General features: G+C 71.0%; 11 protein-coding genes and 1 pseudogene. 10 read left to right on the forward strand and 2 right to left on the reverse strand.

Translation table 11 applies throughout. From position 1 onward, the window contains the following. The first annotated feature begins 4 nt into the window (after window positions 1–4). Window positions 5–853 (forward strand): ABC transporter ATP-binding protein, encoded by an 849-nt coding sequence (locus AB0E24_RS34530; protein ID WP_069861487.1) that lies wholly within the window; start codon window positions 5–7, stop codon window positions 851–853. A gap of 9 nt (window positions 854–862) precedes the next feature. Here AB0E24_RS34530 and AB0E24_RS34535 read toward each other — a convergent pair whose 3' ends face one another. Next, window positions 863–1999, reverse strand: coding sequence for a PQQ-dependent sugar dehydrogenase (locus AB0E24_RS34535; RefSeq protein WP_283887370.1), 1137 nt, complete (start codon window positions 1997–1999; stop codon window positions 863–865). A gap of 397 nt (window positions 2000–2396) precedes the next feature. Between AB0E24_RS34535 and AB0E24_RS46070 the strand changes: the two are divergent. Next, window positions 2397–2567, forward strand: a pseudogene (locus tag AB0E24_RS46070) (DUF1062 domain-containing protein); the annotation flags it as partial. Between the two features lie 219 nt (window positions 2568–2786). On the opposite strand, the gene AB0E24_RS34540 reads toward AB0E24_RS46070, so the two are convergent. After that, a complete protein-coding gene (locus tag AB0E24_RS34540; protein ID WP_359383058.1) occupies window positions 2787–3737 on the reverse strand; it encodes an alpha/beta fold hydrolase in 951 nt (316 codons plus the stop codon). A 399-nt stretch (window positions 3738–4136) separates the two neighbouring features. Between AB0E24_RS34540 and AB0E24_RS34545 the strand changes: the two genes are divergently transcribed. From AB0E24_RS34545 to AB0E24_RS34580, 8 genes are all read left to right on the forward strand, one after another. Then, window positions 4137–4898, forward strand: coding sequence for an IclR family transcriptional regulator (locus AB0E24_RS34545; protein ID WP_359383061.1), 762 nt, complete (start codon window positions 4137–4139; stop codon window positions 4896–4898). 138 nt (window positions 4899–5036) lie between these two features. Further along, window positions 5037–5255 (forward strand): EF-hand domain-containing protein, encoded by a 219-nt coding sequence (locus tag AB0E24_RS34550; RefSeq protein WP_069861491.1) that lies wholly within the window; start codon window positions 5037–5039, stop codon window positions 5253–5255. Window positions 5256–5628: 373 nt separating this feature from the next. Continuing rightward, entirely contained in the window at window positions 5629–7506 is a 1878-nt protein-coding gene (locus AB0E24_RS34555; protein ID WP_359383065.1) for a propionyl-CoA synthetase, read from the forward strand. Between the two features lie 100 nt (window positions 7507–7606). Further along, a complete protein-coding gene (locus tag AB0E24_RS34560) occupies window positions 7607–8377 on the forward strand; it encodes a YqjF family protein (RefSeq protein ID WP_359383068.1) in 771 nt (256 codons plus the stop codon). Between the two features lie 147 nt (window positions 8378–8524). Further along, window positions 8525–11194 (forward strand): FHA domain-containing protein, encoded by a 2670-nt coding sequence (locus tag AB0E24_RS34565; RefSeq protein ID WP_359383071.1) that lies wholly within the window; start codon window positions 8525–8527, stop codon window positions 11192–11194. A gap of 203 nt (window positions 11195–11397) precedes the next feature. Then, window positions 11398–13734, forward strand: a complete 2337-nt coding sequence (locus AB0E24_RS34570) for an MMPL family transporter (protein WP_359383074.1) — start codon at window positions 11398–11400, stop codon at window positions 13732–13734. A 7-nt stretch (window positions 13735–13741) separates the two neighbouring features. Continuing rightward, complete coding sequence (locus AB0E24_RS34575; RefSeq protein ID WP_359383077.1) at window positions 13742–15103, forward strand: sensor histidine kinase; 1362 nt, start codon at window positions 13742–13744, stop codon at window positions 15101–15103. Then, a complete protein-coding gene (locus AB0E24_RS34580; protein WP_251770255.1) occupies window positions 15100–15795 on the forward strand; it encodes a response regulator transcription factor in 696 nt (231 codons plus the stop codon). The genes AB0E24_RS34575 and AB0E24_RS34580 overlap by 4 nt, the downstream gene beginning before the upstream one ends. The last annotated feature ends 29 nt before the right edge of the window (window positions 15796–15824 follow it).

Genomic DNA, 15824 nt, shown 5'->3' on the forward strand with positions numbered 1-15824 from the left:
ACGCATGAAACTCACCGTCGACCGGCTGCACGTCACGCTCGACCGCAACCCGATCCTCCGCGATGTCAGCCTTCAGGCCCGCAAGGGCGACATCGTCGGTCTCGTCGGCCCCAACGGCAGCGGCAAGTCCACCCTGCTGCGCACCGTCTACCGCTCACTGCGGCCGGCGGACGGTGTGGTCAGGGTGGGGGAGGACGACGTATGGGCCCTGTCCCCGCGCACCGCGGCCCGTCGCACCGCCGCCGTCCTCCAGGACGGCGGCGGCAACACCACCGGACTGACCGTCACCGAGATCGTCGCCCTCGGACGCGCCCCCCACCACGGTCTGCTGGGACGCGACGGAGCCGAGGACCACCGGGCCGTGGCCGACGCCGTCGACCGCTGCGGTGTACGAGCGCTCGCGGACCGGGACTACGCCTCCCTGTCCGGGGGAGAACGCCAACGCGTCCTGCTGGCCCGCGCATTGGCCCAGAGCCCCCAGCTCCTCGTGCTGGACGAACTCACCAACCACCTCGACATCCGCGCCCGCTTCGAACTGCTGGACCTCATCCGCACCACCGGCATCACCACGCTGGCGGTCCTGCACGACCTCGACCTGGCCGCGCGGCTCTGCGACCACCTGGTCGTCCTGCACGAGGGAACCGTGGTGGCGGCGGGACCGGTCCTGGACGTACTGATCCCGCGGATACTCGGTGACGTCTTCGGTGTCCGCGCACGCACGGAACGGCACGCCGACGGCGTCATCCGCATCACATACGCGGCCGATGCCCTCGCCGATGCCCCAGCCGACGGAGAGACTGCGGCGGACGGCCCCCCGGAGCACCGAGACGGCCGTCCGCCGGTTGGGAGATGAGAGCAGTCGTCAAGCCGGATCGATGCGGGAGACGGTGCCACCGATGGCGAGCGCGTACAGCTCGCCATCGCCGCCCTGCACGAATGAGATGACCTCGCCGCCGTTGACTCCGAGGTCGTTCGCGCCGGTCACCTTGCCGTTCTCGATCTGGAGCGAGCGGATGGTGCCGTCGCAGTAGTCGCTGAACACGTACTGGCCCTTGAGGTCCGGGATCGCGTCGCCTCGGTAGACATAGCCGCCGGTCACCGAGCAGCCCAGATTGGCGCGGTCGTACTCATGGATCGGCGGCACATGGTTCGCGGGTTCCGTGCCGCCGCGGAAGGGATGGGTGCCCTCCATCTGGGACCAGCCGTAGTTCTCGCCGCCCTTGCTGTTGGCCGGGGCCCAGTCGATCTCCTCCCAGTCGTTCTGGCCCACGTCACCGATCAGCAGGTCGCCGGTGTCCGCGTCGAAGGAGAACCGCCACGGGTTGCGCAGCCCGTACGCCCAGATCTCGTCCTTCGCGTTCGGGTCGTCCACGAACGGGTTGTCCGGCGGGATCGCGTACGGCTCGCCGCCGCTCGGGTCGATCCGCAGGAGCTTGCCGAGCAGTGTGTCGAGGTTCTGCCCGTTGCCGTGCGGATCGCCGCCCGAGCCCCCGTCGCCCAGGGCGATGTAGAGGTAGCCGTCGGGGCCGAACTTGATGTCGCCGCCGTTGTGGTTCGAATAGGGCTGCGACTGGGTGAGGACGGTGCGCCGGGTGTCCGGCTGGAGCTTGCCGTCCCGCACGGCGAACTCGTCCACGGTGCTGGTGCCTTCGAGGTCCGTGAACGAGATGTAGAAGTGCGCGAAGTCCTTGTCGAACGCGATGCCCAGCAGACCGCGTTCGCCGTCGGTGGTGGTCTCGTCGGAGATGTCGAGGACGGGGTCGCCGAGCCCCTGATCGTCCAAGGTCCTTACGGTGCCCGCGCGCTCGGCGATCCAGACCGTGCCTCCGGGGCCGGCGGCGCCGGCGGTCGGATTCTGAGCCTTGGCCACATTCTTGAGCGCGATCTTCGCTGCCTGCTGTGGTGCGGCGGGCTCGTCGGCGGACGCCGTGGTCAGGGCGAGCGAAGCGACGAGGCAGATGGTGCCGATGATGGCCGAGCTTCTGGTGCGAACTTTCACCGTGATCCTCCTGGAGGCGGTGAATCGGGAGGTCACCCGGCTGCTTGGGCAGGTTCAGGGGGGTGTCGCCCGCGCCAGCACGCAACCTGGGTGGGGGGATGGTGTGCTACTGGCTGTGGATGAGGATACTGGGACGGACGTGGCCTGGTATAGACCAGGACCCCATCCATCTGCCTCGGTTCTGCCTTCCGCCGCGCGGGAACCCGAGCCACCCGCCCGAAAATCGGTGGAGCCACACTCGCGTGTGCCGCTACCGTGCTCCCGCCCCCGGTCACTCTGCCAAGGACATGCCGTTGTACACCATGTGAGACCTCCTGAGCGCTGATCCATCGCGCGTCGCACATGTGCGCCGTGCTCTTTTCCGCTGCGGTCCTCTCACGGGAATCGGTGTAACTCTGTGTCCAAAACCTGGGCGGTCGTGCCCGCCTGTCTGTCCATCGTGCTCCGCCGTTGCGACGGATGCGCCTCCGGGCCCTTCCGGGCGAACGGCGAATTCCGCGTCAACGCGGACCACAAGCTCCTCAACACCCGGCTCTTCGCGCCGTGCACCCGGTGCGGGGGCACGGCCGACGAGCGGCCGGCCTGGCAGTCGCCGTACGGCCCGTCGCCGCACCGGGCACACCGCGGCCGGTGGGCGCCAGTGCCGGGGGTGGCCTGGTCCCGGTCCGCTGTGCGGCGTGGACACCTGTGCGGTCGGTGCGACTGAGCACCGAAGGCTTTCGAGCACGGCGTCCACGGCGCGTTCGACGGCCGGCCGACGCCCGGCCGGAGGGCCGATCTCGAAGCGTCAACTGACCGGCAGCGTAGCCGCCCAGTCAGTGAGGAGCTTCGCGTACCGCGGCGGGTCGAACTCGTGCATCATGTGCAGCGCGTCCGGCGCTGAGTGGTAGCCGACCTTCACCCCGGCCGACTCCATCAGCTTGACAGCGTGTGCGGCCTGCTCGTCGGACAGCGCTCCAAGCGGCTCTCCCGTGTCCGGGTCGATGGACCGGGTGTGATGGGTGACCAGCACGGGCGTCTTGACCTGCCTGAGCATCCGGTCGTGCGGACAGTTGAGGGCGACGGTCCCCTCGTGGAACGCCCGTGCCCACTCGGGGTCGTACTCCTTGAGGTTCTGCGGCGGCTCTTCCTGCCCCCCATAAAGCTGCGAGGCGAAGTTCCGGATCATCTTGGACGGGGACTTCTGGGCGGCCTCGATGTAGCCGGGCCAGTCGTTGACGCGCCATTGGTCGCCGAGGTAAGTGCTGTACAACTGGAACAGAGGCCCAGCGCCCTGCCGGATCGAGTGCCCGACGGCCGGGACCAGTTCGGAGGAGAACAACGGCGCATCCTCCAAGAGCGCGCCCCGGATCTGGCCGGGCATGGCGTACGCCGACAGCCATGCGGCCAGGACGCCGCCCGAGGAGTTGCCCGCGACGATGACCGGGCGCTTGACGACCAAGGCGATGAACCGGACCAGGTCGTTGCCGAAGTTGTCGAGGCTGTACCGCTTGGGCGTCCACGTGCTGCGCCCCTGGCCGCGCAGGTCGACGGCGTATACGTGGAAGTCCGGGGACAGGAGGCGCATCGCCTCCTCGTACCCCCACCACGACCCGGTCTGCTCGGGGACCAGGAGCAGCGCCGGCTTGTCCGGCGACCCGGCCTCGGCGTAGTTCATGGTCACCTCGCCGAGGTCGACCTGCTGCTCGGGGTACGCGTGCGGGACGAAGACGTCACGGGACGCGGGGTTGCTCGCCATTGCTCCTCTTTCGTTCATGCGGGTGGATTCCGCGGAATCCGTGGCCCAGCGCTGGGCCGGTGTCTCGTAGTAGGTGATCAGGTCGGGTCGGTCTGCTCGGCGATCACCGCACCGCCGGAAGGGTTCGATCGTCCGGGCGCTCGTGGTCTTCGCCCGTGTCCGCGGGTGCCAGACCTCGGCGCGCGGCTCGACCACGATCGACGCGATGCCGTGGTGGGCGAGCTCCGGGCGGCCAGGCCGGCCCGGCTCCCGCGACCATCACCGGTATGTGGACGTGCTCATGTTCGGATGTCACGGCGCTAGGATTCATCCCGTGACCGCCGCCGAGCACTGCCCGTTTCGATGAGCGGTACGGCGGATCACGCGCGGCGCTCGGGACGCCCCGCGCAGGGGGAGCCGATGCTCGAGCGTGCGTTCAAGGTCCTCGGCGCGTTCGCGCACGCGGGGGAGAGCCTGCCGCTCAAGACGCTCGCGTCCCGCGCCGGCCTCCCCAAGAGCACCACCTCGAGGATCGCCGCGCAGTTGGTCGCTGTGGGGGCTCTCGAGCGTCTGGAGAACGGTGAGTTCGTCGTGGGACTGTATATGCTGGAGATCGCGACGCTCGCTCCCCGCGGCCATGGCCTGCGCGCCGCCGCGCTGCCGTTCATGGAGGATCTGCACCGCGTGACGCGTCAGCACATCCTCCTCGCCGTTCGTGACAGCCATGAGGCGGTGCTCGTGGAGCGCCTGTCGGCTCACGAAGCGGTCACCGTGAAGTACCGCGTGGGTGGACGGCTTCCGCTGGACACCACGGGAATTGGCATCGCCCTGCTGGCCTACGCGACCGACCAGGTGCGCGAGGACGTGCTCGCCAAGGCCGCGTCCCCGGCCCGCGTACGCCAGTTGATCGCCATGACCCGGTCCGAGGGGGTGTGCGCGGCGGCCGTGCCCAACCCAGTGGACGACGGTCCGGCCACGATGTCGACGGTCGCCGCGCCCATACTCGGTCGCGGCGGCGCGGCGCTGGGTGCGATCTCGCTGGTCGCGCCGGACGAGGCGGGCACCCAGGCCGCCTCTCGAATCGCGCTGCGTACGGCAAGTCTGGCGATCTCGCGAGCGCTGGAGACCACAGCCGCATGTGGTACTCGTCGAGCAGTCCGCCAAGTGCCCGCCGGCGCCTGACCGTATGGCCGAGATGATCATCCAGGAGTCCGGACGGTCGGCCGGCCGGCAGGCCAGGCGGTTCGGGCGGCGCCCGGGTCGCTCCGGGCGGACGGATAGCCTGGGCCCGTCAGCGAAGATCGCAGAAGGGCGGAGCACATGGCGGACATCATGGAGACGGCGGCGCGGAAGGTCTTCGACCGCTACGACCTCGACGGGGACGGCCTGGTCACTGCGGACGAATACCGGAAAGTCGTGGCGGAGTTGGAGGGCTCGGAGATCACCCGGGCGCAGGCCCAGGAGCTCATCGACTCGCTCGACACCAACGGCGACCGCCAGATGTCCTTCGAGGAGTTCTGGGCGGCCATGAATGCCTGACACCGCCGGGTCCGGCAGGTGAACCTGCGGCCGGCGGTGCGGCCCCTTCCCGCCATCGCGCGGAGCGTGGCCGGAGCGGAGCCGTGGCCGCCCGGCAGCGGCGGAGGGTGGCCGAGCCGCCCGAACACACCGGTACGCGGAGACCCCGGGCCGTCATGCGCTCGGGGTCTCCCGCGTGTACGGGACAACGGACGGAGCCGCGCGGGCCGCGTGGACCGTGCGCGGCTGTCGACGGCCCCGCACACAAGGGCAGGTGGTCCGCGTGGAAGCCGAGTGCCGCGTCGGCGCGGGGGAGGGCGAAGGCTGGCCGCCGCCCGGTCCATGGGCCACACTGCTCACAACTCTCAAGGCCGGGCGACGTGAAAGGGCTCTGATGGGCGCGTACGACGAGACTCACCACCGTAGCCTCGAGGATGCCGAAGGGTTCTGGCTGGACGCCGCGTCGGCGATCGACTGGACCCGGCCGCCGACCCAGGCCCTGGACGACTCCCGCGCCCCGCTGATGCGGTGGTTCCCCGACGGTGAGCTCAACACCTCGTACAACGCGCTGGACCGCCATGTCGAGGCCGGTCGCGGCGACCGGACCGCCCTGATCCACGACTCCCCGGTGACCGGCACGGTCCGGCGGTTCAGCTACGCCGAACTCCGTGACGAGGTCGCGCGCTTCGCCGGAGGGCTGCGCTCGCTGGGTGTCGGCAAGGGCGACCGGGTGATCGTCTATATGCCGATGGTGCCCGAGGCCGTCATCGCCATGCTGGCCTGCGCCAGGCTCGGCGCCGTGCACTCGGTGGTCTTCGGCGGCTTCGCGCCCAGGGAACTGGCCGCCCGTGTCGATGACGCCGAGCCCGTCGCGATCGTCACCGCGTCCTGCGGGATCGAGCCGGCACGGGTGGTGGAGTACCGGCCCATCATCGAGGAGGCGCTCGCCCTCGCCACCCACCAGCCGGACAAGGTGGTCGTCCACCAGCGCGACACCGCGCGGGCGGAGCTCGGCGGACGCTACCTGGACTGGGCGGAGCTCATCGCCGGTGCGGAGCCCGTCGGCCCGGTGCCGGTGGCGGCCACCGATCCGCTGTATGTGCTCTACACCTCCGGGACCACCGGCAAGCCGAAGGGCGTCGTGCGCGACAACGGCGGCCATGCGGTCGCGCTGTCATGGTCGATGGCCGCGGTCTACGACATCGGGCCGGGCGACGTCTGGTGGACCGCCTCCGACGTCGGCTGGGTGGTCGGCCACTCCTACATCGTCTACGCACCGCTGCTGATCGGCGCGACCACCGTGCTGTACGAGGGCAAGCCCGTCGGCACCCCGGATGCCGGTGCGTTCTGGCGCGTCATCGGCGAACACGGTGTGAAGGCGCTGTTCACCGCTCCCACGGCACTGCGGGCGATCAAGCGGGTCGACCCGGAGGCCGCCGAGCTGAAGAAGTACGACCTGTCGTCGTTCCGCACCCTCTTCATGGCGGGGGAGCGGCTCGACCCCGAGACCTACCACTGGGCACACGGACACCTCGGCACCCCGGTGGTCGACCACTGGTGGCAGACCGAGACCGGCTGGCCGATCGCGGCGAACCTCCAGGGGCTGGAGCCGATGCCGGCCAAGCCCGGGTCGGCCACGGTTCCGGTCCCCGGCTGGGACGTGCGCATCCTCGACCCGGGCGGTGCCGAACTGCCCGCGGGGCAGGAGGGCGTGATCGCGATCCGGCTCCCGCTGCCTCCCGGCGCGCTTCCCACCCTGTGGGGCGATGACGAGCGGTTCGTCGAGGCATATCTGTCGCGGTACGACGGCTACTACCTGACCGGTGACTCCGGGTACCGCGACGCGGACGGCTATCTGTTCGTCATGGGCCGCACGGACGACGTGATCAACGTCGCCGGGCACCGACTGTCGACCGGTGCGATGGAAGCGGTGCTCGCGGCGCACCCGGCCGTCGCCGAGTGTGCGGTGATCGGGGTGCGTGACGAGCTCAAGGGCCAGCTGCCGCGGGGCTTCGTGGTGCTCAAGGCGGGCGTCGACATCGGCGCGGAAGACCTCCGCCAGGAGCTGGTCGCGGCGGTGCGCCGGGAGATCGGCCCGGTCGCCGCGTTCCGCTCCGTCTCGGTGGTGGACGCGCTGCCCAAGACCCGGTCGGGAAAGATCCTGCGCAAGACGATGCGCGGGATCGCCGACGGGCGCGACGAACCGGTACCGTCGACGATCGAGGACCCGGCGGTGCTGGACGTGCTGCGGCCCGTGCTGCGCCCCGAGTGAGCGATCGCCCCCGGGGTGCGTGAAGCTGGACGAGGCCCGGCGGCCGGAACCCCGGGTACCGGCCGCCGGGCCCGTGCGGGGCTGCTGCGACACTGCCCCCGTGACGCTCACCCCTCGTGCACCGGAAGCCATCACCCCGGACCCGCCGGGCGACACCCCCCGCCCCTTTCTCACCCAGTCCTGGCTCGATCTCGCGTTCCTCCACTGGGAGGCCGATCCGGACGAGGTGGCGGCGGTCCTTCCGGCCGGGACGGTTCCCGACACGCTGAAGGGGACCACCTATGTCGGGCTCGTCGCCTTCCGTATGCACCGGGTGGGCTGGTTCCGGCTGCCCGGCATCCCCTATCTGGGCACCTTTCCCGAGACCAATGTCCGTCTGTACTCGGTCGACGAACACGGCCGCCGCGGTGTGGTCTTCCGCTCGCTCGACGCCTCCCGGCTGATCCCGGTGGCGGTGGCCCGCGCGGCCTTCCGGCTGCCCTATCTGTGGTCCCGTATGAGCGTCGAGCGGGACGGCGACACCCTCACGTACACCAGCACCCGCCGCTGGCCGGGGCCCCGCGGGGCGCGCAGCCGGATCGCCATACGGGTAGGGGAACGGGTGGCGGAACCGAGCGAGCTGGAGAACTTCCTGACGGCCCGCTGGGGCATGCACAACGCGTTCTTCCAGCGGTCGGTGTACTTGCCGAACACCCACTCGCGCTGGCCGCTGTGGAGCGCCGAACTCCTGGGCTGTGACGAGGACTTGATACGGGCGGCGGGCCTGTCCGCGCCCGCCGGACCGCCGGTGAGCGTGCTGTACTCCCCGGGTGTGCCCGTGCGCTTCGGCCGCCAAGTACGGCCCGGCCCGATCCCCGGCTCCGTGCCATGACGCGCAACCTCCGCAGGTCCCGCGCCCTCTTCCCTGTCGACCATGACCGTACGCGCCGACGTGTCCCGGTCCTGGCCGCACACCGGCCGAGCCGTCGTCCGTCCTCGTGCGGACGGCCTCGGTGCACACGATCGACTTGGGGCGGATGTGCCGGAACTTGTACTGCATGCCAATGGACGCACCTGGGCCCTGGACCCGTCCCGGAGCTACACCATCGGGCGCGACCAGCAGGCCGACATCTCGTGCATCGACCGCCGGGTCTCCCGGCGGCACCTCGTGATCCGCCGCGACGGCGGGACATGGGTCATCGAAGATCTCGGCAGCGCCAATGGCACGTTCGCCGACGGGCGTCGTATCCAGCGGATGGAGATCGGCCACGGTTCGATCATCCGGCTGGGAAACGTCTCCACCGGTATGCGGCTGGACTTCACCGGCGTCCTCACCGGAGCCCCGGCGGCGGTGGGTGGCGATCAGGCGCGTGCCGACGTTCCGATACCCGCGGGGCCGCCCCGGGGCGAGACCCGTCCCAGGGCCCGGGGTGCCACGGGCGGGGGCACTCCGGAGGCGGCCGCCACACCCCCGGTGGTGCCCGGTCCCCGGGCGGGGGAGGCTCCGGGAGCCCCCACGGGGGCGGCGGCCCATGACGACGAGCTGTTCCGGCCCCTGCCCCACCACGCCGCGTCCGACTCCGCCCCGGCGGTTCCACGGACTCCCGGCGACGCGGGCGACGCCCCGGACCCCCACCGATGCGAAGGCCCCGCGGCCGGTCCCCGCGGAGCCGCCGCGGCCCTGTCCATCGATCGGGACCCCTCCGGCGTCCACCCGATCATCCTGGGACAACGGCTGCGTATCGGTCGCGCGCAGGACAACGAACTCGTGGTGGAGGGCCCGTATGTCTCCCGCCACCACGCGGAGTTCCGGCCCCTGCCCGGCGGCCGTTTCGAAATCGTCGACCTCGGAAGTCACAACGGCACCTATGTCAACGGGCAGCCCGTGGACCGCCGGATCATCGGCCCGTACGACATCGTCGGAGTCGGCCACTCCACCTTCCGGCTCGCCGGAGATCGGCTGGAGGAGTTCGTCGACACCGGCGAGGTCTTCTTCGCCGCCCGCAATCTGACGGTGACCGTCGGGCGCGGCAAGACCATCCTGGACGACGTCTCCCTCGGTGTCCCCGAGAAGTCGCTGGTCGCGGTGATCGGGCCGTCGGGCTCCGGGAAGTCCACCCTGCTGCGCGCGCTCACCGGCTACCGGCCCGCCGACCGTGGTCAGGTGCTCTACGACCACCGCGATCTCTACGCCCAGTTCGCCGAGTTGCGCCGCCGTATCGGTCTCGTCCCGCAGGATGACATCCTGCACAAGGAGCTGACCGTCGACACCGCCCTGAAATACGCCGCCAGGCTCCGCTTTCCCGGTGACACCAAGGCGGCCGAGCGCAAGGCCCGTATCGACGAGGTGCTCCAGGGGCTCAGACTCGACGTCCACCGGGACAAGAAGGTCGCCTCGCTCTCCGGCGGTCAGCGCAAGCGGGTCTCCGTTGCCCTGGAACTGCTGACCAAGCCCTCCCTGCTCTTCCTCGACGAGCCCACCTCCGGACTGGATCCGGGCCTGGACCGTGATGTGATGAAGCTGCTGCGGGAGCTCGCCGACGACGGCCGTACCGTGCTGGTGGTGACCCACTCGGTCGCCGAACTGTCCCTGTGCGACCGGGTGTTGGTCATGGCGCCCGGCGGCTCCGTGGCGTACTTCGGTCCCCCGGACGAGGCCCTGGAGTTCTTCGGCCACGACAGCTGGCCCGATGTCTTCTCCGCCTTCGAGAACCACCGCGACGACGACTGGGCCGGGCGCTGGCGGGCTTCCCCGCAGTACGCCCGGTGCGCCGCGGAGATCGACTCGGCCGTACCGCCGCCGCAGCCCGGCGCCCCCGCGGCGCAGCCGCCCGCACGGGCTCTGCGGCCCAAACCACAGGGCTGGCTCGGCCAGTTGTGGACGCTGATGCGCCGCTATGCGTCGGTCATCGCCTCCGACAAGGGCTTCATGGCGCTGATGCTGCTGCTCCCGGCCGTGCTGGGCGGAGTGAGCTGTCTGATTCCGGCGACCTTCGGACTCGCCCCGCCACCGCCCGGCAGCCGCTTCCGCTACAACCAGGAGTCCGGAACCATTCTGCTGGTGCTGGTCGTCGGCATGTGCTTCTCCGGCGCGGCCAACTCCGTACGTGAATTGATCAAGGAACGGGTGATCTACGAACGGGAGAGGGCCACGGGTCTGTCCCGATCCGCGTATCTGATGTCGAAGGTGATCGTCCTCGGTCTGATCACCGCGATGCAGGGTGTCGTCATCTGCGCGATCGGCTTCTCCGTCCGTCAACTGCCCGCACAGGGGCTGCTCATGCCCACGGCCGTCGAGGTCTGCGTGGTCGTCAGCGCGCTGGGCTTCACCGCCATGATGTTCGGCCTGGTCATCTCCGCGCTGGTGAGGACCCCGGAGAAGACCATGCCGCTGCTGGTGATGTTCGCCGTCGTCCAGGTCGTCTTCACCGGGGTCCTCTTCAAGCTGTTCGACTCCCCGGGCATCGAACAGATCGGCTGGCTGATGCCCGCCCGCTGGGCCGTCGCGGGCGCCGGGACCACACTCGACCTCGCGCACACCATGCCGCCCTGGAACCTCGACAAGCCGGACGATGTCGACCCGCTGTGGGCCCACACCGTCACCCAGTGGGGCATCGACCTCGGTGCGCTGCTGGCGATCGGGCTGGTCTGCGGCTTCGCGGTGGCCCGCCTGCTGCGCCGGCACGAACCCGAGGTGATGCGGGACTGAGCGCTCCGCCGGAAGCGCCCCGACCTCCCGCGATCAATACACCTAGTGCGTAGGCACCAGGACAGATGCGTGGCTGGTCCGGGTGCACCAGGGGAAGACGGCGGCGGGGGACGATGCCCGGCGGGGCGCCGGAAGGAAGGGTTGGAGGCGCGCGGAATCCCGCGCGATTCCCCTTGCCCGACGGTGTCTGGAGTGATCGACAGGTGGCGACTTTTCTTTACCGGATCGGACGGTGGGCCTTCCGGCGCCGCCGACTCGTGGGTGGTCTGTGGCTGGGCGTCCTGGTGGTGGCCATCGCCGCCGCCGGCCTGGCGCCGGAGGGCAAGGAAGAGGACCTCTCCATGCCCGGCACCGAGTCGCAGAAGGCGTTCGACCTGCTGGACGAGCGCTTTCCCCAGAGCAACGCCCAAGGCGCCGAGGCCCGCCTGGTGTTCCGGGCCCCGGACGGGCAGCGGGTGACGGCCAGGGAGAACAAGGCGGCCGTCGAGGACACGCTCGGCTCGCTGGACGGGGGCGATCAGGTCGCGTCGGCCACCGACCCCTATGAGGCCGGTGCCGTCAGCGAGGACGGCACCATCGCCTACTCCACGATCACCTACACCGTGGGCGCCGTCGACCTGACCGAGCAGACGAAGAGCGCCCTGGCGGATGCCGCGAGCCGGGCCCGGGACGCCGGGCTGACCGTGGAGATCGGCGGCTCGGCCCTGGATTCGGAAGAGGAACCTGGCGGTACGACGGAGATCATCGGCGTGGCGGTGGCCGCGGTGGTGCTGGTCCTCGCCCTCGGATCGCTGGCCGCGGCCGGATTGTCGCTGCTGACCGCCTTCGTGGGGGTGGCCATCGCCTTCGGTCTGGTCTCCGCGCTGGCCGTTCCGCTGGGCCTGACGTCCACCGTCGCCATCCTGGCGCTGATGCTGGGGCTCGCGGTCGGCATCGACTACGCGCTCTTCATCACCTCCCGCTTCCGCGATGAGCGCGCCCAGGGCCGCGAGCCGGAGGAGGCCGCCGGCCGGGCGGCGGGCACGGCCGGATCCGCCGTCGTCTTCGCCGGTGCGACCGTCTTCATCGCCCTGATCGGGCTGGGGGTCGTCGGCATCCCCGAACTCACCAAGATGGGCATGGGCGGCGCGGGCGCCGTGGCGCTTGCCGTACTCGTCGCACTGACCCTGGTCCCCGCGCTGTTCGGCTTCTTCGGCAATGGGGTATCCCCTGCTCGAGCGAAGCCGAGAGCTTGGGGAAGGATCCTGGCGCGTGCCGTGCGCAAGGCCGAGGGAGCGCCCCGAAGGGGCGCGGGGAACTGCGCCATCAGCCACGATGAGCCCGCAGGCGATCGACGACCCCTCGCGGCAGATCCAGCGAAGCGCATGGGCACCCGCTGGGCGCGGTTCGTGCTGCGCCGGCCGGCGGCCGTGCTGCTGGTCGCCGGACTCGGCCTCGGCGCCGTGGCCCTACCGGCGCTGAGCCTCGAACTCGGGCTGCCCGGAGACGAGTCCAAGTCGGTGGAGACCACCCAGCGCCGCGCCTACGACCTGCTGTCGGAAGGCTTCGGCCCCGGTTTCAACGGCCCGTTGACCGTGGTCGTGGACATGTCGGCGTCGTCGGGGTCCGGCGACAGCCGGGCCACCACCGACCTGGTCGCCAGGACCGTACGGGGAGTGGACGGGGTCGTGTCGGTCGGCGATCCGGTTCTCAGCCGGACCAAGGACACGGCCGTCCTCACCGCCGTCCCGCGGACCGCGCCGAACAGCGGCGAGACCAAGGACCTGGTGCACGCGATCCGTGGCGCGGTCTCCGGTGTCGAGGCCGACACGGGCGCCGGCATCCTGGTGACCGGCACCACCGCGATGAACATCGACATCTCCGAAGCCATGTCCGACGCCCTTATCCCCTATCTGACGGTGGTCATCGGCCTGGCGGTGCTGCTGCTGATGGTGGTCTTCCGCTCGCTCCTGGTCCCGGTCAAGGCCGCGCTCGGCTTCCTGCTCTCGGTGGGTGCCGCCTTCGGCGTCCTGGTCGCCGTCTTCCAGTGGGGCTGGGCGGCGGACCTGCTCGGCATCGAGCAGACCGGACCGGTCATGTCGCTGATGCCGATTCTCATCATCGGCATAGTGTTCGGCCTCGCCATGGACTACGAGGTCTTCCTCCTCACCCGGATGCGGGAGACCTACGTCCATGGCGTGTCCCCCGGCGAGGCCATCGTCAACGGTTTCCGGCACAGCGGACGTGTGGTGGCCGCGGCGGCGATCATCATGATCAGCGTGTTCGCCGGATTCATCGGGATGAGCAGCCCGACCATCCAGACGATGGGCGTCGGCCTGGCCGCCGCCGTCGCCTTCGACGCCTTCGTGGTCCGGATGGCGATCGTGCCCGCGGTCCTGGCACTGCTCGGCCACCGGGCCTGGTGGCTGCCCCCTATCCTGAACCGTGTGCTGCCGAACGTGGATATCGAGGGCGAGAAACTGAGCACGCGGGTCCCGGCCGCCGCGACCGTGCCGGACGCGGCACCGCCGCGGCTCCCCGTCGGCCGCCACCGGCAGTGAGCCGGCCATGACGCATACAGGTGGCGGCGGCCCGCGACCACGCGGCACATGGTGGCGCGAGGGAGCGATCACGGCGACGGCGTTCGTGCTCTGTCTGCTCGGCGGCGTGGTGCAGGAGGACGGCAGCACGCTGTCACCGCCGCCTGCCGCCGCCTACCTCATTGCCGTGGTGTCCTGTGCCGTGCTGCCGCTGCGGCACCGGGCACCCCTGGCCGCCATGGCGGTCACGACCGCGAGCGGCATGCTGGTGCCGCCCCTGGGCGTTCTGCTGAGCCCGCTCATCGTGGCCCCCGCCGTGATCACCGCCTACTCGCTCACCGTGCGCACCCGACGGCACGCGGCGAGCGCGGTGGCGCTCACCTCCGCGGCGCTGCTGGTCGCCGCCACCCCCCTGTTCGGGGCCCTCTCGTGGAAGGACGCGAGCAGGGTGGGGGCGGTGGCGGCGTTCCCGCTGGTGGCCGCCGTACTCGGGCATTCGGTGCAGAACCGGCGGGCCTATCTGGCGGCCGTGGAGGAGCGGGCCCAGCGGGCCGAGAAGAGCCGGGAGAGCGAGGCGCGCCGCAGAGTGGCCGAGGAACGGGTGCGCATAGCCCGGGAACTGCACGACCTCGTGGCCCATCAGATCACCCTGGCCAATGCGCAGGCCACGGTCGCCGCCCACCTCTTCGACGCCCGCCCGGAGCAGACCCGCAAGAGCCTGACAGAGCTCGTCGAGACCACCGGCCACGCGCTCGACGAGCTGCGGGCCACGGTCGGTCTGCTGCGTCAGTCCGGGGACACGGCCGGGCCCGCCGAACCGGCGCCCGGCCTCTCCCGGCTTCCCACGCTCCTCGAGTCCTTCCGCCGCGCGGGTCTGGAGGTGTCGGTGCACCACGAGGGCACGGCCAGGCCGCTGCCGCCGGGAGTGGACCTCACCGCGTACCGCATCGTCCAGGAGGCCCTGACCAACGTGACCAAACACGCCGGTACCGGCAGCGCCCGGGTGCGCCTCGCCTGGAGCCGCGATCGCGTGACCATCACCGTCGCCGACGACGGAGGGGGCGCCCGTACGGCGCCGACCGCATCCAGGGGACCGGGTGTGCCCACGGGACCGAGTACGTCCAAGGGACCGAGCGCGCCCACGGTGCAGGAACGCCCGCCCGGTTACGGTCTGATCGGGATGCGTGAACGTGCCACCGCGGTCGGCGGACACCTCTCCGCGGGCAGCCGCCCGGAGGGCGGCTTCCTCGTCTCCACCCAACTGCCCCTCCCGCCCGCCAAGGACACGACGCCGAGCACCGACGGAGCGACAACGCCCGAGGTGCGGCCGGCCGACGCGGCGACAGGCGGCGGACGGCCGGGCGACGGAGCGGCCGGGGGTGCGCCATGACGCTCCGGGTGCTGCTCGCCGACGACCAGGCACTGCTGCGCGGTGCCTTCCGGATGCTTCTCGACAGCGCCGACGACATCACCGTGGTCGGCGAGGCCGCCGACGGCAGGGAGGCGGTGGGACTCACCCGGGAGCTGCGCCCGGACGTGGTGATCATGGACATCCGGATGCCCGAGCTGGACGGTCTCGCCGCCACGTCGGAGATCTGTGCGGACCCGGAGCTGCGTGCCAGCCGCATCCTGATCCTCACCACCTACGAGACCGACGAGTACGTCGCCCAGGCGCTGCGCGCGGGGGCCGGTGGTTTCATCGGCAAGGGCATCGGGGCCGAGGAGCTGCTGGACGCCGTGCGTACGATCGCCGACGGCGACACCCTTCTGTCCCCCGCCGCGACCCGCTCCCTGGTCGCCCGTTTCCTGGCCACACCGGACCACGCCCCGCGGCACCACCCCGAACGGCTCGCCGTGCTCACCCCGCGCGAACGCGAGATGGTGGCCCTGGTCGCGACCGGCCTGTCCAACCAGGAGATCGCCGAGCGGATGTTCCTCAGCCCCTTCACCGTCCGCGCCCATGTGCAGCGCGCCATGACGAAGCTGGACGCCCGCGACCGGGCGCAACTCGTCGTCATCGCCTACCAGTCGGGCCTGGTCCACGCCGCCGTCCCCGACCCGGGCCCCGACCGCCCGGCGTAGTCCGGTACGGGCCCCTCCGGCGGCTCCAC

Origin of the sequence: Streptomyces malaysiensis subsp. malaysiensis (genome assembly GCF_040653035.1) — a bacterium.
Taxonomy (GTDB): domain Bacteria; phylum Actinomycetota; class Actinomycetes; order Streptomycetales; family Streptomycetaceae; genus Streptomyces; species Streptomyces malaysiensis.

Coding starts and splice junctions, on each gene's coding strand:
- AB0E24_RS34530 (WP_069861487.1), top strand. CDS start 5: ATGAAACTCACCGTCGACCGGCTGCACGTCACGCTCGACCGCAACCCG.
- AB0E24_RS34540 (WP_359383058.1), bottom strand. CDS start 3,737: ATGGCGAGCAACCCCGCGTCCCGTGACGTCTTCGTCCCGCACGCGTAC.
- AB0E24_RS34545 (WP_359383061.1), top strand. CDS start 4,137: ATGCTCGAGCGTGCGTTCAAGGTCCTCGGCGCGTTCGCGCACGCGGGG.
- AB0E24_RS34550 (WP_069861491.1), top strand. CDS start 5,037: ATGGCGGACATCATGGAGACGGCGGCGCGGAAGGTCTTCGACCGCTAC.
- AB0E24_RS34555 (WP_359383065.1), top strand. CDS start 5,629: ATGGGCGCGTACGACGAGACTCACCACCGTAGCCTCGAGGATGCCGAA.
- AB0E24_RS34575 (WP_359383077.1), top strand. CDS start 13,742: ATGACGCATACAGGTGGCGGCGGCCCGCGACCACGCGGCACATGGTGG.
- AB0E24_RS34580 (WP_251770255.1), top strand. CDS start 15,100: ATGACGCTCCGGGTGCTGCTCGCCGACGACCAGGCACTGCTGCGCGGT.